At 71.4% G+C, this 16,112-nt stretch carries 13 protein-coding genes; 3 read left to right on the top strand and 10 right to left on the bottom strand.

Going from position 1 to position 16,112, the window contains the following annotated elements; translation table 11 throughout:
* Nucleotides 1-32 precede the first annotated feature (32 nt).
* Both HPA02_RS05120 and HPA02_RS05125 read right to left on the bottom strand, forming a co-directional pair.
* Nucleotides 33-2,315: an ATP-dependent DNA helicase gene (locus HPA02_RS05120; RefSeq protein WP_146802009.1), complete on the bottom strand. Its 2,283-nt coding sequence runs from the start codon at nt 2,313-2,315 to the stop codon at nt 33-35.
* Nucleotides 2,312-3,976: a VRR-NUC domain-containing protein gene (locus HPA02_RS05125; RefSeq protein WP_146802010.1), complete on the bottom strand. Its 1,665-nt coding sequence runs from the start codon at nt 3,974-3,976 to the stop codon at nt 2,312-2,314. The genes HPA02_RS05120 and HPA02_RS05125 overlap by 4 nt, the downstream gene beginning before the upstream one ends.
* 204 nt (nt 3,977-4,180) lie before the next feature.
* Between HPA02_RS05125 and HPA02_RS05130 the strand changes: the two genes are divergently transcribed.
* Entirely contained in the window at nt 4,181-5,821 is a 1,641-nt protein-coding gene (locus tag HPA02_RS05130; protein ID WP_146802011.1) for an FMN-binding glutamate synthase family protein, read from the top strand.
* Nucleotides 5,822-6,085: 264 nt separating this feature from the next.
* On the opposite strand, the gene HPA02_RS05140 is transcribed toward HPA02_RS05130, so the two are convergent.
* From HPA02_RS05140 to HPA02_RS05165, 6 genes are all read right to left on the bottom strand, one after another.
* Nucleotides 6,086-7,129, bottom strand: a complete 1,044-nt coding sequence (locus HPA02_RS05140; RefSeq protein ID WP_146802013.1) for an NAD(P)H-dependent flavin oxidoreductase — start codon at nt 7,127-7,129, stop codon at nt 6,086-6,088.
* A gap of 91 nt (nt 7,130-7,220) precedes the next feature.
* Complete coding sequence (locus HPA02_RS05145) at nt 7,221-7,895, bottom strand: SDR family oxidoreductase (RefSeq protein ID WP_146802014.1); 675 nt, start codon at nt 7,893-7,895, stop codon at nt 7,221-7,223.
* Nucleotides 7,896-8,146: 251 nt separating this feature from the next.
* Complete coding sequence (locus HPA02_RS05150) at nt 8,147-9,454, bottom strand: TRAP transporter large permease (RefSeq protein ID WP_146802015.1); 1,308 nt, start codon at nt 9,452-9,454, stop codon at nt 8,147-8,149.
* Nucleotides 9,444-9,923 carry a TRAP transporter small permease gene (locus HPA02_RS05155; RefSeq protein ID WP_146802016.1) on the bottom strand — a complete coding sequence of 160 codons (480 nt, stop codon included), beginning with the start codon at nt 9,921-9,923 and terminating at the stop codon, nt 9,444-9,446. Before HPA02_RS05155 ends, HPA02_RS05150 begins: the two co-directional genes overlap by 11 nt.
* A 68-nt stretch (nt 9,924-9,991) precedes the next feature.
* Nucleotides 9,992-11,002 (bottom strand): DctP family TRAP transporter solute-binding subunit, encoded by a 1,011-nt coding sequence (locus HPA02_RS05160; protein ID WP_146802017.1) that lies wholly within the window; start codon nt 11,000-11,002, stop codon nt 9,992-9,994.
* Nucleotides 11,003-11,124: 122 nt separating this feature from the next.
* Complete coding sequence (locus HPA02_RS05165; RefSeq protein WP_146802018.1) at nt 11,125-11,994, bottom strand: LysR family transcriptional regulator; 870 nt, start codon at nt 11,992-11,994, stop codon at nt 11,125-11,127.
* Between the two features lie 108 nt (nt 11,995-12,102).
* On the opposite strand from HPA02_RS05165, the gene tmpA reads away from it, so the two are divergent.
* Nucleotides 12,103-13,251 (top strand): 2-trimethylaminoethylphosphonate dioxygenase, encoded by a 1,149-nt coding sequence (tmpA, locus tag HPA02_RS05170; protein WP_146802019.1) that lies wholly within the window; start codon nt 12,103-12,105, stop codon nt 13,249-13,251.
* Nucleotides 13,248-13,844 (top strand): HD domain-containing protein, encoded by a 597-nt coding sequence (locus HPA02_RS05175; RefSeq protein WP_146802020.1) that lies wholly within the window; start codon nt 13,248-13,250, stop codon nt 13,842-13,844. Before tmpA ends, HPA02_RS05175 begins: the two co-directional genes overlap by 4 nt.
* Here the strand turns inward: HPA02_RS05175 and HPA02_RS05180 are convergent.
* On the bottom strand, nt 13,821-14,717 hold the full coding sequence (locus tag HPA02_RS05180) for an EamA family transporter (RefSeq protein WP_146802021.1): 897 nt from the start codon (nt 14,715-14,717) through the stop codon (nt 13,821-13,823). The genes HPA02_RS05175 and HPA02_RS05180 overlap by 24 nt on opposite strands.
* Nucleotides 14,714-16,111 carry an FAD-dependent oxidoreductase gene (locus HPA02_RS05185; protein ID WP_146802022.1) on the bottom strand — a complete coding sequence of 466 codons (1,398 nt, stop codon included), beginning with the start codon at nt 16,109-16,111 and terminating at the stop codon, nt 14,714-14,716. The genes HPA02_RS05180 and HPA02_RS05185 overlap by 4 nt, the downstream gene beginning before the upstream one ends.
* Nucleotide 16,112 lies beyond the last annotated feature (1 nt).

Here is a 16,112-nt window from a genome sequence, read left to right on the forward strand (position 1 = left end):
TCGGCCCAGGGCGCCCGCGTCTTCCCTCTTCCTTATCTCCACCACTCGGGCAGCAGGGCCCGCACTTCCGGGCGGGCGAAGCGCTCGTCCATCAGCACCACCACGCCCTCGTCCTCGGGACCGCGGATCACCCGGCCGGCGGCCTGCACCACCTTGGTCAGGCCGGGAATCCGGTAGGCGTAGTCGTAGCCGCACCCGAAGCGTGCCTGGAGCCGGGCGCGCAGCGCCTCGTTGAAGGGATCCGAGGGCGGCAGCCCCAGGGTGACGATAAAGGCGCCGATCAGCCGCTCCCCGGGCAGGTCAATACCCTCGCCGAAGGCCCCACCCAGCACCGCGAAGCCGATGCCTCGGCCCCCGGGCGCGAAACCCGACAGGAAGGCCTCCCGGGCCGCCTCATCCATGCCGCGGGCCTGGTGGCGCTGGGGAATCTCGGGATGCGCCGCGGCCAGCGCCTCTCGGGCCGCCTCCAGGTAGGCGAAGCTGCTGAAGAAGGCCAGGTAGTGCCCCGGGCGGCGCCGGTACTGGTCGGCCAAGGTGGCGACGATGGCCCCCAGGGAAGCGGGGCGATCCGCCAGGCGGGTAGAGATATCGCTACGCACCCGCACCTCGAGCTGCTCGGCGCGAAAGGGCGCGGGCACCGTCTGCCAGACGCTGTCCTCGGGCAGCCCCAGCAGGTCGCGATGGTAGGCGGGCGGGCTCAGGGTCGCCGAGAAGAGCACCGCGCAGTGGGCGGCGGTGAAGCGCGGCGCCAGGAAATCCGCCGGCACCAGGTTGCGCAGCCCCAGCCGTGCCTTGCCCCGGCCGCGGCGCTCCAGGTCGCACAGGGAATGGTCGCCGAAGCGCTCCGCCAAGCGGCCGAAGGCCAGGGCCTCGAAGAGCAGCTCCTGCCACTCCCCCCGGCCGGGGTGCTCCACCAGGTAGTCGCCGAGGCGCGTCACCAGCCCCTGCAGGGCTCCCAGCAGGCCGCCGGGCAGGCCCTCGAGCACCGCGTAGGCGGGGCGCCGCGGCGAGCCTTCCTCGAGGCCGCTCTCCCGCACCAGGGCCTGCCACTGGCGGCTCAGCCGCGCCAGGGGCCCCTTCAGGGGCGCGGGCGCGTCTCGCTTGAGGCGATTGAGTCGTGCCTGATCCAGCTCGGCGCTGTACATGCCCCGGGCGCGGCCCACCAGGTTATGGGCCTCGTCGACCAAGAGCCCCAGGCGCCAGCCGTCCGCCTGGGCCAGGCCATGCAGCAGCGCCGTCTCGTCGAAGTAGTGGTTGACGTCGCCGACGATCACATCGCACCAGCGGGCCAGCTCCTGGCCCAGGTAGTAGGGACAGACCCGGTGGGCCAGGGCCAGCTCACGCAGCGCCTGGCGATCCAGCCAGCCCCGGGCCACCGCCGCCCGGCGCGCCGCCGGCAGGCGATCATAGAAGCCCTCGGCCAGGGGGCAGGCCTCGCCCTGGCAGGGGGTGCCGGGATGCTCGCAGGCCTTGTCCCGGGCGATCAGCTCCAGCACCCGCAGCGGGGGCTGCCCCTCGGCGGCGCCCAGGCTGGCCAGGGCATCCAGGGCCAGACGCCGCCCCGGGGTCTTCATGGTCAGGAAGGCCAGGCGATCCAGCCCCTGGCGGGGCATGGCGGTAAGCAACGGGAAGAGCGTGCCCAGGGTCTTGCCGATGCCGGTGGGGGCCTGGGCCAGCAGGCAGCGGCCGGTGGCGGCGGCCTTGTAGGCGGCCTCGGCCAGGGCCCGCTGCCCGGGGCGGAACGCCTCATGGGGGAAGCGCAGCCTGGCCAGAGCGGCATCCCGGGCGCGGCGGTGGGCCGACTCCTGGCGCGCCCAGGCCAGGAAGTCGCGGCAGCGGGCGACGAACTCCGCCTCCAGCTCGGCGGCCGACACGCTCTCGTCGAGGCGGGTCTCCTCGCCGCTGGTGATCTCCAGGTAGACCAGGCGAATCGTCACCCGGGCCAGCCCCTCGGCGCGACACAACAGGGCCGCGTAGGTGCGCGCCTGGGCCCAGTGCAGGGCACGCTGGTTGGCGGCCTGACGGCTCAGGTCGCCGCGATGGATCTTGATCTCCTCGAGGCAGGCCTCCCCGGGGGCATAGCCGTCGGCGCGACCGCGTACCACCAGGCACAGACCCGCCTCGCGAAACTCTCCCGCCAGGGGCAGCTCGGCACGATAGTCGGCGCCGCGCCGGGCCACCACCCGGGCATGGCCGGCGATGCCCTCCCGGGCGCTGGGCGCCGGGGTGAAACGATGGTCGAGGTCGCCGCGCCGGGCGGTGAAGTCGCATAGCGCCCGCACCGCCACCCGATAGGTCGACGCCGCCTCGGTCATGCCCAGCGCACCCGACACACCGCCGCGGGAATGCCCCGCTCCTGGAAGAAGGCGAGCCAGCGGCGCTGGTTGTCCTGGAGGCGATCCCCTGGCCCCTTGACCTCGATCAGCCGGTAGTCGCCGCGCCCGGGGAAGCACTGGATCAGGTCCGGGAGGCCGGCCCGGTTGGCCTTGAGATCCGCCAGCAGGCGCTCGAAGCAGGCGCGCAGATGAGCCGGCGGCAGGCTCGCCAGGGCCAGCTCGAGGAGCTCCCGATCCAATAGCTCCCAGGCCACGAAGGGCGAGGCCAGGCCATGCTTGGCCGCCCAGGTGGCACGGATCGCCTGCCGATAGTCGCCGCTGTCCAGCCGCGCCAGGCAGGCGTCGAAGCGCGCCCGGCGCCGGCTCACGAAGTCGGGGCGGTAGAGGTCGGCGGGACCGCTCTGGAAGGGGTGGAAGAAGGCGCCGGGCAGGGGCGCGAAGATCGCCTCCCAGCAGAGCAGGCCGAACAGCCCGGTGAGCAGGCCGTTCTCCACGTAGCGCACCGGCGCCTCGGGCGTGGCCAGGTGCTCGGCCACCGCCCGCTCCACCCCTCCGCCGGCCGCCTGGGGCAGGGTCAGGGTCAGTTGCTCGGGGGCGGGCTCCGGCGACGACGGCGTGACCATCAGGCCCAGGCGCTTCTCGAGGCGCGGCACCAATCGCGTCAGGGCCTGGCGCTGGGCTTCGCTGGCCGGGGCGTCCAGGCAGGGCCGTGCCAGATCCAGGGCGCGCCGATGCTCGCCGAGGCGCTCCAGCAGGCGCAGCCGGCGCACCAGTGCCTCGTCCTCGCCGCCCTGGGCATAGAGGTCGAGGGCCAGCGCGACCTCGCCCTGGCGTTCGGCCTCCCGCCCCAGGCGCAGGGCCAGGCGGCGGCGTCGCGCCGCCAGCCAGGGATTGGCCGCGGGCGGTGGCAGACTCTCGGACAGGGCGTCGGCCAGGTCGCTCACCGCCTCCCCCGCCGCCAATCGCTCCCCCAGCGCATGCAGGGCCAGGTAGGCGTCCAGCTCCTCGGGGTACCGAAAGGCCCGGGACTCGGGGCCGAAAGGCACCGTCTCGAAGCGCTGGTGACCCAGCTCCGTCAGCACGAACTCCGACCAGTCCTGGCGCAGGTTACCGAAGAACATCAGGCGTAGCCGTTCACAGGTCGCCATCGCCGTGAGGCGTATCAGTCGATCCGGGGCCTCGGGCCACCAGGCGGAGTAGCGCCGTGGCGCCGGCATCAGTTCCGGGAGCCGCGTCGTCAGCTCACCCTTGGTGGCCCGGCCCAGTCCCGCCTCGGCGAGCGCCTCCGCCAAGGCCTGACGCAGCTCCGCTAGGCGCAGCTGCCGGCACAGCTCCTCGACGCCGAACGCCGGGTCCGCCGCCACCAGGCCCGAGGCGATCAAGGGCGCCAGGGCGGCATCGGTGTCGCCGATCTCGGCATACTCGAGCCGCGAGGTGCGAAAGTGCTCGCCGCGGCGCATCACCAGGCGTACCAGCAGCGCCTGGGCGGCCTCGGGCAGGGCGGCGAAGCGCGCCAGGAAATCGCGCTCCTCGTCCCTCAGCAGGTCGTCGTAACGCGCCACCACCCAGTCCAGGGCGGCGCGAAAGTTGGCCAGGTAGTAGCGGGGATCGCTCAGGGGGGCGATGGGTAGCGGCATCATGGCGCCATGGTAGCAGTTGGCCTCGTGGCTGGCAGGTCGTAGGCTGTAGGCGGCAGGGCAATCGCCGTCAGCAGGTTCTGCTCGAGGCCCCGGGGCTACCCTGGGGACAGGCCGTCGGTCATTCCAACGGCGATTGCCCCGCCGTCAGCGAGTCGCCGGCTTGAGCGACCCAAGGGAATCACCCCCGATCGACAAGGAGCCCCCATGTCACTGCCCCGCCGATGGTCCTTCCCGCTGCGCTATGGCGCCTATGCCGCCAGCTGGCTGGGGCTGGCGATCACCCTGATCGCCTGGCCCCTGGGCGCCCCCTTCTGGTGGACCCTGCCCTTCCTCGGCCTGGTGGCCCTGGGCAGCTGGGACCTGCGCCAACGCTCGCGGACCCTGCGCCGCAACTACCCGATCCTCGCCCACTTCCGCTACTGCCTGGAGAGCATCGGCCCGGAGATGCGCCAGTACTTCATCCAGTCGGATACCGAGGAGCGGCCCTTCTCCCGGGAACAGCGCAGCGCCGTCTACCAGCGCGCCAAGAACGTGCTCGACAAGAAGCCCTTCGGCTCGGTGCTGGACATGTACGCCGAGGGCTACGAGTGGATCAACTCCTCCCTAGCCCCGGCGGCGCCCCTGGACGACGCCTCCCTGCGGGTGGAGGTGGGCGGCGAGCGCCGCCACCCCTACAGCGTCAGCCTGCTGAATATCTCCGCCATGAGCTTCGGCGCCCTCTCCGGCAACGCCCTCCAGGCGCTGAATCAGGGTGCCCGGCGCGGCGGCTTCTACCACGATACCGGCGAGGGCGGCATCTCGCGTTATCACCTGCACGGCGGCGACCTGGTCTGGGAGATCGGCTCGGGCTACTTCGGCTGCCGCGATGCCGCGGGAGCCTTCGATCCCGAGGCCTTCGCCCGCAACGCCGCCCGCCCCGAGGTGAAGATGATCGAGATCAAGCTCTCCCAGGGCGCCAAGCCGGGCCACGGCGGCATCCTCCCCGGCGCCAAGGTCACCGCCGAGGTGGCCGAGGCGCGAGGCGTGCCGGTGGGCCAGGACGTGGTCTCCCCGGCCAGCCACTCGGCCTTCTCCACGCCCCTGGAGCTGATGCACTTTATCGAGCGGCTGCGCGAACTCGCCGACGACAAGCCGGTGGGCTTCAAGCTAGCCATCGGCCATCCCTGGGAGTGGTTCGGGCTGGTCAAGGCGATGCTGGAGAGCGGCATCCATCCCGACTTCATCGTCGTGGATGGCGGCGAGGGCGGCACCGGCGCCTCGCCACTGGAATTCATCAATCGCCTGGGCATGCCGCTGCTGGAGGCGCTGGCCCTGGTACACAGCAGCCTGGTGGGTGCCGGCCTACGGCCCAAGATCCGCCTGGCCGCCGCCGGCAAGATCACCTCCGCCTTCCAGATGGCCCGCGCCCTGGCACTGGGCGCCGACTGGTGCAACGCGGCGCGGGGCTTTATGTTCTCGCTGGGCTGCATCCAGGCCATGAACTGCCACACCGACCGCTGCCCCAGCGGCGTGGCCACCCAGGACCCGCGGCGCGGCCGCCACCTGGACGTGGCCGACAAGCGCGAGCGGGTCTACCACTTTCACCGCAACACCCTGCGTGCCCTGGCGGAGATGCTCGCCGCCGCGGGCCTGGCCCATCCCAAGGAGCTGCGCCCGGCGCATATCATGCACCGCGTCTCGCGCCACCATATCAGCTCCTATGCGGAGCTCTATCCCTGCCTGGCCCCGGGGGAGCTGCTACGCCATACCCCCGACCATCCGCTCTTCCAGCGTTTCTGGGAGGAGAGTCGCGCCGACCGCTTCTGCGCCCCCGCCAAGGTGGTGGCGCTGCGTCAGAGCGCCTAAGGCGTCCCCGCGGCCAGTTGCCGGGTCAGCTCGGCGGCGGGGATCTCCCGGCAGCCGGTCACGTTCTGGCCGGCCCCAATAGAAAAGCGCGAGTCGCCGCGATAACGCCGTCCCCGATATGGTGCCCGGCCTAACGGCAGCCTTCCGCTAACTGCCGGGTCAGCTCGGCGGCGGGGATCTCCCGGCAACCGCCGACATTCTGGCCGGCTCCAATAGAAAAGCGCGAGTCGCCGCGATAACGCCGTCCCCAATATGGTGCCCGGCCTAACGGCAGCCTTCCGCTAACTGGCGGGTCAGCTCGGCGGCGGGGATCTCCCGGCAGCCGCCGACGTTCTGGCCGGCCCAGAGCGGCGAAAAGTCGCCGCTGCCCCGGGCCTCGGCGGTGCCGCGCAGGGGCGCGATGGCCGCGGTGGCCAGGGGGAAGGATGGCGGGGCGTCACTCAAGGGGCCCAGCTCGCGCATCAGCCGATTGACGATGCCCCGGGCCGGACGCCCGGAGAAGAGGTTGGTCAGGGCGGTATGGCGAGCCGCCTCGCCGGCCAGGGCGGCGCGATGCACGGCGCCGGTGGTGGCCTCGGGACACAGCAGGTAGGCGGTGCCCACCTGGACGGCGCCGGCGCCCAGCGCCAGGACCGCCCGCACGCCCCGGGCGTCGGCGATGCCGCCGGCGGCAATCACCGGAATCTCCAGGGCCGCCACTAACTGGGGCAGCAGGGCGAAAGTGCCCGACTGTTTCGAGAGGTCGTGGTCGAGGAAATGGCCGCGATGGCCGCCGGCCTCCAGCCCCTGGGCGATCACCGCATCGACGCCCCGGGCCTGCAGCCACAGCGCCTCCTCCAGGGTGGTGGCGGTGGAGAGGATCCGTGCGCCCCAGGCCTTGACCCGGTCCAGCAGCGCCGCCTCCGGCAGGCCGAAGTGGAAATTCACCACCGCCGGGCGATGGGCCTCCAGCACCTCGCAGGCCGCCGCATCGAAGGGGCGCCGCCCGGGGCCCGCCGGTACCGCCTCGATATCGAGATCCAGTTCTCGATAGTAGGGCGCCAGGGCCCGGCGCCAGCGCGCCTCGGCGGTCGCGTCCGGGGTCGGTGGCTCATGGCAGAAGAAGTTGACGTTGAGGGGCCCCGCCCCCTCCCGGCGGTGCCGCGCCAGGGCCGTATCCAGGCCCTCGGCGTCCAGCATGGCGGCCGGCAGCGCCCCCAGGCCGCCCCCCTCGCCCACCGCCAGGGCCAGTTCGATGCCCTGGGAGCCCGCCATGGGCGCCTGGAGGATCGGCCCCTCGATACCCAACTGCTTGCAGAAGTCGTTCATCCCTGTCTCCTTATCGAGTCCAGGGAGAGCCTAGCGCGAATCCTCGCGCCACCCCAGGCGACCTTGGGCGGGCCGCTACCAGGCAGTGCCGCTACCAGGGCAGCGCTTCGCCGCTGCTGTGCCAGAAGCCGCCGCTGGTGCGCAGGGTCAGTTCCTCGATGCGCTGGGCGATGCCGGCGGCGGCCTCCTCGGCGTCGATCAGGCCGCCGAAGTTGACCATACGGGTCTTCACGTAGCCGGGGTGGATCTGGGCCACGGCGATGCCGCGGGGCTTGAGGTCCACCGCCAGGGACTTGCCGAAGGCATTGAGGGCAGCCTTGGAGGCGCGATAGCCGTAGCGGCCGCCGGAGTCGTTGTCGGCGATGGAGCCCATGCGGCTGGTGATATTGGCGACCTTGGCGCCCTCGCCCAGGTTGCCCAGCAGCGCCTCGGTGACCCGCAGCGGCGCATAGGCGTTGATCTCCATCTGTTCGCGAATCGAGTCGAAGTCGATCTCCCCCAGCACCTCGTCCTTGAGCAGGCCGGCGTTGTTGATCAGCAGGTCCAGGCGGCGCCCCACCAGCTCCCGCTGCAGCCGGGCCACGTCCTCGGGACGGGTCACGTCGATGCCCTCGATCAGCGTCTCGGCGATCTCGGCGAGTTCGGCGGCCGCCTCGCCGCCGCTGCGGCAGACCCCGATCACCGCCCAGCCGGCGGCATGGTAGTGGCGGGCCAGGGCCAGGCCGACGCCGCGATTGGCGCCGGTGATCAGTACGGTGGAAGTCATCTCAACTCCGGGGTGGGAAAGTGGGCGATGCCTTAAAGGTGGGGGGCGCGGCGCGCCAGTTCAACCCGCCGCCCCCTGTCATGCCCCTTGCTTCTTAGCCGACGTTATAACCCAGCACCCGCGGCAGCCAGAGCGCGATCTCGGCCGGAACAAGAGGCGCGACTCTTGGCCTTAGCCAACGTTATAACCCAGCACCCCCAGCAGCCAGAGGGCGATCTCGGCCGGAACAAGAGGCGCGACTCTTGGCCTTATTAGCCAACGTTATAACCCAGCACCCGCGGCAGCCAGAGAGCGATCTCGGGAAAGATCGCGACGAGCGCCAAGGCAGCGCCCATGGCCGCCACGAAGAGCAGCGCCCAGCCGACGGTCTGCTCCAGGCGGATCCTGGCCACCTCGGTGGTCACCATCAGATTGACCGCCACCGGCGGGGTGAACTGGCCGATGGCGATATTCATCGCCAGCAGGATGCCGAACCACACCGGATTCCATTCGAAGTGCTGCATCACCGGGATCAGCACCGGCATCAGGATCAGGTAGATGGAGATGGCGTCCAGCAGCATGCCGGCGGCCAGCACCGCCAGCATGATCAGGATCAGCAGCAGCACCCCGTTGTCGGTGAGGCCGATGATCCATTCGGCCAACCCGCGGAAGGTGCCGAGCATGGTGCCGGCCCAGGCGAAGATGCCGGCCAGGGCGATGATCAGCATCACCACCCCGGAGATCGCCGCCGCCTCGCCGAATAGCGCCCAGAGGTCGCGCCAGCCGAGCTCGCGGGTCACGAAGAGGCCGATCACCACCCCATAAGCCACCGCCACCACGGCGGCCTCGGTGGGGGTGAAAAGCCCCGAACGCAGCCCGCCGAGGATCAGCACCGGGGCGAACAGCGCCGGCAACGCCTGCTTGAAGGTCTCCCCCACCCGCAGCCGCTCGGCGCCCTGCACCGCGCTGCCTCCCTCCCAGCCGAAGCGCTTCACCACCAGCAGCGCCGGTACCAGCAGCGCCAGGCCGGCGAGGATACCGGGGAAGAGCCCGGCGGCGAAGAGCGCACGCAGGTCGACCCCGGGCACCACGATGGAGTAGAGAATCAGCGCCACCGAGGGCGGGATCAGGATCGCCGTGGAGGCCGAGGCGGCGATCAGGGTCGCCGAGAAGGGTTTCGGGTAGCCCGCCTTGGTCATGCTGGGCAGCATCACCATGGCCACGGCGGCGGCATCCGCCGGCCCCGAGCCGCTCATGCCGCCCATGATCATGCACACCAGCACCGCCACCAGCGCCAGGCCGCCGTGACGGGGACCGATCAGCGCCTGGGCGAAGCGCACCAGGCGCAGCGCCACCCCGGAACGCTCGAAGATCAGGCCGGTGAGGATAAACAGCGGGATGGCGATCAGCGGGTACTTGGCGATGCTGTTGTAGGTGTTGGTGCCGAGGGTCGCCAGCATCATCGGCGGCAGGCCGCTCAAGATACCCACGGCCCCGGCCAGGCCCAGGGAGAAGGCCACCGGCACCCCGGCGATCAACAGGCCGGCGAAGGCCAGCAGCATCCACAGATCAGGACTCATCGTCGAGCCTCCCGCGCAGGCGGTCTCGGGTCTGCTGGGTCTGGCGGATCAGCATCGCCGCCGAGAGCAGCGGCAGCCAGACGATATACCACCACTGGGGCAGGCCGAGCCCCGGCGACAGCGACCGCCACTGATACTCCTGCCAGGCCAGCTTGGCGCCGAACCAGGTGATCAACCCCAGCAGCGTGATGGCACAGGCCCATTGCAGGAGGATCAGGGCCCGGCGGGGACCCCACGGCAAGGCCCGTTCCAGCAGGCCGATACGAATATGGCCGTTGCGGCGCAGCGCCACCGCGGCACCGCCGAAGGTCAAGACCACCAGCAGGAACACCGAAAACTCCTCGGTAAAGGCCAGGGAGCCACCGCTGAGGTAGCGGGTGACCACATTGGCCAGGCTGATCAGGGCGATGATCGCCAGGGCCAGGGACGCCAGCCAGCGTTCCGGCCGCGCATCGGGGGAAGGTTTCATGACGACCTCATGCAAAAGGCCGGCCCTGGGGGCCGGCCGGAACATTCCGTGTAGAACAGGACGACGACTCAGCGCGCCTCGACGGCCTGGCGCGCGGCCTCCACCAGCGCTTCGCCGATCTGCGGCACCCACTCCTGGTGGACGCTCTCGGTAGCCTCAACGAAGGCCTGGTACTGGGCCTCGTTCAGCTCGGTGACCTCGACGCCGCGCTCGCGGATGGCGGCCAGGCGCTCGGCCTCCTGCTCGCGGGTCATGGCGATCTCCCACTCGCCGGCATCCACCGCCGCCTCGCGCAGGATCTCGCGGTCCGCCTCGTCCAGCGACTCCCAGACCCGGCGGTTCACGGCGAAGATCAGCGGATCGTTCATGTAGTTCCACAGGGTCAGGTGTTCCTGGCCCACCTGGTCGATGCGCGCCACGTCGAACACCGACAGCGGGTTCTCCTGGCCATCCACCGCGCCGGTGGTCAGCGCCGGCTGGGCGTCGGTCCAGCTCATCTGGGTGGGATCGGCCCCCAGGGCGCTGAAGGTGTCCTGGAAGAGCGGCGACCCCACCACGCGGATCTTCAGGCCTTCCAGGTCTTCCGGGGCGGCGATGGCGCCACGGGAGTTGGAGAGCTGGCGGAAGCCGTTCTCGCCCCAGGCCAGGGGCACCACGTCCCGCGACTCGATGGCCGCGAAGATCGTCTCGCCGGCCGCGCCGCCGGTGACCGCATCCACCGCCGCCTCGTCGGGCAGCAGGAAGGGCAGCGAGAAGAGGTTGAGCTCCGGCACCTGGGGCGACCAGTTGATGGTGGAACCCACGGCGGCATCGATCAGCCCCGAGCGCATGGCGGAGAACTCGCGGGTCTGGTCGCCGGCCACCAGCTGGGCGTTGGGATAGACCCGCATGGTGAGGCGCCCCTCGCTGCGCTCCTCCACCAGCTCGGCCCATTTTTCGGCGGCCTGGCCCCAGGGGAAGGCGTCGGAGAGCACGGTGGAGATGGAGAGCTCGCGGGCCTGGGCCGAGAAGGCGGCGCTGAGCAGGGCGGCACCGGCCAGGCCGGCGGCGAACTTGGTAAAGACGGAGGTGGATGACATGGCGTGTCCTTGCGAGGAAGACCGGCCGTGCTTCCCGGGCCGGTGGATTATTTTGATCACCGCCATATTGTATGGCAACTAACGTTGAAAAAAAGCCACACCCCATCACGCCCGTGGTTCGCTTATCCGGCACCGCCGCGCAAGACCTCCCGTACCCGCGCGAACTCCCGATCGGCGGCCCCCTCGGCGGGGCGCGTCAACCAGTAGCCCTCGGCCATGGGCAGCTCGGCCGAGCTCAGACGGCACAGGCGGCCCCCGTCTAGCGCCGCCTGGCACAACGGCAGCGACCCCAGCAGCACCCCCGCCCCCGCCTCGGCGGCGCGCAGGGCCTGGACGAAGGTATCCAGGCGCAGCGCAGGCGCCGGCCCTGGGGCCTCTCCCAGGCACCGCTCCCACTCCCGCCAGCCCAACCGCGGCCCGGCCACGGCGATCCGCGGCAGGCTTCGCCACTCGCCGTCGGAAGCCAGCAGCGCGGGGGCCGCCATGGGCGTCAAGACCTCGCCGAACAGGCGATGGGCCTCGCGCCCGGGCCAGTCGCCGTCACCGAAACGGATCTCCAGGTCGGCCTCGGCCTGGGCATAGTCGGGCCAGCGATGCATGGTCGCGAGCACCAGCTGCCGTCCGGGCAGCCGGGCGCGCAGCGCGGCCAGCCGCGGGATCACCCAGAGCTCGAGCAGCGACGCCGAGGCCATCAGGCCGAGGCGACTCCGCGGCGCCGCGAAGAGGCTGTCGGCACTCTGGGTCAGGCGCTCGATGGCCTGCTGCACATGCGGCAGCCAGGCCTCGCCCTGGACCGAGAGGGCCACCCCTCGGGCCCGGCGCTCGAACAGCGCCACCCCCAGGCGCTCCTCCAGGTGGCGAATCCGCTGGCTGACGGCGGCCTGGGTCAGTCCCAGTTCCTCGGCCGCGGCGGTGAAGCTGCCCAGGCGCGCCGCCGCCTCGAAGACCCGGACCCACTCCAGGGAAGGCAGCAGGGCGGTGGATTTAGCCATAAGTTTTTTGACCCTCTCACCCTAAAAACCATTGATTGTTCTTATGTCACGACGAACGTCAAATGACCCGGCATTCCCTCACTGGAGAGCCCCATGTTGGAGAGCCCCATGCTAGAGACCGCCGACGTGATCGAGGGCGGCGACGCCGTCCTCCTGACCTTTCGCCAGGGCATACGGCGACGCTTCCACGCCATCTGGCTGCGCGACAATGCTCAGGATGCCGCCACCCGCTCGCCGGACAATGGCCAGCGGCTGATCGGCCTGGCCGATATCCCCGCCGCCCTGCGCCTGAGCGCGGCACGGGTCGAGGCGGGTCGCCTGATCGTCGCCATGGCCCCGGAGGGCCGCGAATTCGCCTACGACGCCGCCTGGCTGTGGCAACATGCCTACGATCGCGAGCCGCCGCGCCAACGCGGCTGGCTCGATGCGCACCGAGCGACCTGGGACGCCTCGTTGGCCGAGCGCCTGCCCAGCGCCGACATCACGGCCCTCGGTCGCGACGACGCCACCAAGCGCCGGTGGCTCGCCGACATTCGCCGCTACGGCATCGGCAAGCTCACGGGCGGCCCGATCACGGATGGCGCCCTGCTCGAGGTGGTGGCCCAGTTCGGCTTCGCCCGGGAAACCAACTACGGCCGCGTCTTCGAGGTGCGCAGCGAGATCGCCCCCAGCAACCTGGCCTTCACCGGCCTGGGCCTGCCGGCGCATACCGATAACCCCTATCGGGATCCGGTGCCGACCCTGCAGCTGCTCTACTGCCTGGAGAACTCCGCCGAGGGCGGCGACAACCGGGTGGTGGACGGATTCCGCGCCGCCCAGCGACTGCGCGAGGAGTCCCCCCGGGGCTTCGAGCTGCTGGCCGGCTACTGTGCGCACTTCGAATACCGCGGCCGCGGCGAGGTCTGCCTGCGGGCGCGGCGCCCGATGATCGAGCTGGCCCCGGACGGGGAGCTGATCGGTATCCGCTTCAACAACCGCTCCGCCGCCCCCTTCCGCGACGTGCCCTACGCCGACATGGCCGACTACTACGCCGCCTATCGTCGCCTCGGCGAGCTCCTCGAGTCCCCCGAGATGGGCGTGACCTTCAAGCTCGCCCCGGGCGAGGCCTTCCTGGTCGACAACACCCGGGTGCTGCACGCCCGGACCGCCTTTTCGGGCGAGGGCTCGCGCTGGCTGCAGGGCTGCTACGCCGACCGCGATGGCCTGCTCTCCACCCTGGCCTGCCTGGAAGCCGCCGCCACAGGAGACGACGCATGACCGCGACGCCGGATACCCTCGTCGAGACCCTCGCCGCCCTCTTCGCCGACCAGGGCGCCAAGAGCTACCTGGGCGAGGCGGTCACCATGGCCGAACATATGCTGCAGGGTGCCTGGCTGGCCGAGCAGCTGGGCGAGGAAGACGAGATCGTGGTCGGCGCCCTGCTCCACGATATCGGCCATTTCGCCGGCGATCGCGGCACCTTCGCCCTGACCGACAGCGAGGATCGCCGCCACGAGGCTAGCGGCGCCGCCCTGGTGGAGCAGCACCTGCCGCCGGCGGTGGTCGCCTGCATTCGCGAGCATGTGGCCGCCAAGCGCTACCTCTGTGCGGTCGACCCGACCTATGTCGATACCCTGTCCCGGGCCTCGCAACACTCCCTGCGCCTGCAGGGCGGCCCCATGAGCGCCGAGGAGGCGGCGGACTTCGCCCGCCACCCGCACCTGGAGGCGATCCTCAAGGTGCGCCACCTGGACGACGCCGGCAAGACGCCTGAGCGCTGGACGCCGGACTTCGCGCACTTCGCGCCGCGGCTGCGGCGACTGATCGAGGCCCACCGGAAAAGCGACTCAGGGCAGCGCCACCGTCCATAGCCCGACCAGCATCAGCGCGGTACCGAGCCACTTGATCGGCGCCGCGCGCTCGCCCAGCCACACCACGCCGAGCACCACCCCCAGGGGAATCGAGAGCTGGCGCATCGCCACCACCAGGCTCACCTCCTCGGTACGCGCCATGGCCACCAGCACCAGCCCATAGGTGGCCAGCACCATGATCCCGGTCAGCGGCATGGCGGTGCGCTCTCGTGCCCAGAGACGCGGCAGGCGACGCCGCTCGGCGGGCAGCAGCAGCACCGTCGGCAGGCCCCAGGCCAGGGTCATCAGCGCCTGGAGCACCATGAAGGTGGCCCCGGCGGTCAGGCTGGAGTGGCCGGCGGCGAGCATCAGCGCCAGGGCCTGCTTGTCGATCAGCGAATAGCCGGCGGTGGCCACCGCCGCCAACAGGGCGAAGCCCAGCGCCGGGGTCAGATAGCTCGACGCCCGCCAGCCCCGGGGACCGGCCAGCGGCAGGCACAGGGCCCCGCTCAGGATCAGCCCCATGCCGATCAGGTCCAGGGGCGTCAGGGCACGACTACCGAGCAGGCCCAGCGAGACCAGGGGCACCAGCACCACCGGCAGGGCCCGGGCGATGGGATAGAGCACGCTGACCTCGCCCCGGGCGTAGGCCCAGGCCAGGCCGCCCATATAGAGCATCTGGCACAGCCCCGAGGCGGCCAGCCAGCCCCAGAAGGCCGCCGGCAGCCGCGTCGGCGGCGGGCCCAGCCACAGCAGCGGCGAGAGCACCAGGGCGCCGCTGCCCATGGCCAGCACGAAGAAGGCCAGCGACGGCGTGCGCCGCTTGCCGAGCAGGTTCCAGCCGGCATGCAGGCACACCGACAGCAGCACCAGGCCCAGCGCCAGGGGGCTCACGAGGCGAGCTTGTCGGACTTGCCCGCCGCCGCGGCGAAGCCGGCCAGCCAGTCGTCCCAGGGCCGCGGCCGGCGCTCTCGGTCCTCGGCGCGCTCCTTGCGGCGAATGGCGTTGCGCACCATCAGCGAGCCCAGGTAACGCGCCGGCTCCGGCGGGAAGCGCCCCAACGGCCCCCGGGCCAGCGGCGAACGACTCCAGGCATTGTCCTGCCCCAGCACCAGGGCGCTGAGCAGCTTGGCGCCCATCCGCGTCGGCCCCACGCCGTTCCCCGAGTAGCCGAGGCCATAGACGATATTGGCGTGCCCCGGCAAGGCGCCGAAGAACGGCAGCCCGGTCACCGAGCGATCCGAGGGGCCGGTCCAGCTGGCCGCCAGCGGCACCCCGGCGAGACTCGGGAAGAACGCCGCCAGGCGCCGGGAGAGCGGCTCCCGATAGCGGGACGGGCGATCGAAGAGGTCATGGACGTGCCCGCCGAAGGCGAAGGTATTGCCGCCCTTGCCGAGCATCAGCCGCCCCGCCGGGGTGCTGCGGTAGTAGTGCACGAAGGTGCGCGAGTCGAGCACCGAGACGCCATCGGCCAGGCCCGTGGCCGCCAGCGCCTCGGGGGCCGGCTCGGTGATCACCATGTCGCTGGAGACGATGGCGATGGTGCGCCGGAACTCGGGGAACAGCCGCGCCATCCAGGCGTTGGTGGCCAGCACCACGCGCTCGGCGACGATCCGTCCGCCCGGGGTGATCACCCGCGCCGGGCGGCCCCGCTCGAGGGCACGCAGGGGCGTGCCCTCGAACAGTTCGACGCCCTGCTCCCGGGCCACGCGGCGCAGGCCGCGCACCAGCTTGGCCGGCTGCACCGTGGCCGCGCGGGGCGAGAACCAGCCCTGGCGGTGGCACGACGAACCGCTGCGCCGCTGCACCTCGGCCGCCTCCAGCGCCGCGAAGCTGCCGATGCCGCGCTCGGCCAGGCCATCCATCAGCGGCGCGATGGCCGCCTGCTGGGCGCGATTGGTGGCGGTGAACAGGGTGCCGTCGTGGCGAAACTCGGCGTCGATGCCGTGCTCGCGGCAGAAGTCGCCGATCTCCGCGGCACAGCGTTCCGATTCGGCCACCAGGCGCAGCGCCTCCGCGTCGCCGAACAGCCGCTGCAGGGTCGGGTACTTGCTGGCCCAGCCCAGCACGCAGCCGCCATTGCGGCCGCTGGCGCCGGCCCCGCAGATGTCCGCCTCGATCAGCGCCACGCTCAGGCAGGGGGCCTGGCGACGCAGTTCGAGGGCGGTCCACAGGCCGGTGTAGCCGCCGCCGACGATGCAGACGTCGACGCGTAGCTCCCGATCCAGGGGCGGCGCCGGCGGCTCCGGCATCGTCTCCAGCGCCTGGTTCAACCAGAAGGGTCGCATG

Source organism: Bisbaumannia pacifica, from assembly GCF_007989625.1.
GTDB lineage: Bacteria > Pseudomonadota > Gammaproteobacteria > Pseudomonadales > Halomonadaceae > Bisbaumannia > Bisbaumannia pacifica.

Excerpts from the sequence above, each read along its gene's own strand:
- HPA02_RS05120 (WP_146802009.1), bottom strand. The coding sequence starts at position 2,315 with ATGACCGAGGCGGCGTCGACCTATCGGGTGGCGGTGCGGGCGCTATGC.
- HPA02_RS05125 (WP_146802010.1), bottom strand. The coding sequence starts at position 3,976 with ATGATGCCGCTACCCATCGCCCCCCTGAGCGATCCCCGCTACTACCTG.
- HPA02_RS05130 (WP_146802011.1), top strand. The coding sequence starts at position 4,181 with ATGTCACTGCCCCGCCGATGGTCCTTCCCGCTGCGCTATGGCGCCTAT.
- HPA02_RS05140 (WP_146802013.1), bottom strand. The coding sequence starts at position 7,129 with ATGAACGACTTCTGCAAGCAGTTGGGTATCGAGGGGCCGATCCTCCAG.
- HPA02_RS05145 (WP_146802014.1), bottom strand. The coding sequence starts at position 7,895 with ATGACTTCCACCGTACTGATCACCGGCGCCAATCGCGGCGTCGGCCTG.
- HPA02_RS05150 (WP_146802015.1), bottom strand. The coding sequence starts at position 9,454 with ATGAGTCCTGATCTGTGGATGCTGCTGGCCTTCGCCGGCCTGTTGATC.
- HPA02_RS05155 (WP_146802016.1), bottom strand. The coding sequence starts at position 9,923 with ATGAAACCTTCCCCCGATGCGCGGCCGGAACGCTGGCTGGCGTCCCTG.
- HPA02_RS05160 (WP_146802017.1), bottom strand. The coding sequence starts at position 11,002 with ATGTCATCCACCTCCGTCTTTACCAAGTTCGCCGCCGGCCTGGCCGGT.
- HPA02_RS05165 (WP_146802018.1), bottom strand. The coding sequence starts at position 11,994 with ATGGCTAAATCCACCGCCCTGCTGCCTTCCCTGGAGTGGGTCCGGGTC.
- tmpA (WP_146802019.1), top strand. The coding sequence starts at position 12,103 with ATGCTAGAGACCGCCGACGTGATCGAGGGCGGCGACGCCGTCCTCCTG.
- HPA02_RS05175 (WP_146802020.1), top strand. The coding sequence starts at position 13,248 with ATGACCGCGACGCCGGATACCCTCGTCGAGACCCTCGCCGCCCTCTTC.
- HPA02_RS05185 (WP_146802022.1), bottom strand. The coding sequence starts at position 16,111 with ATGCGACCCTTCTGGTTGAACCAGGCGCTGGAGACGATGCCGGAGCCG.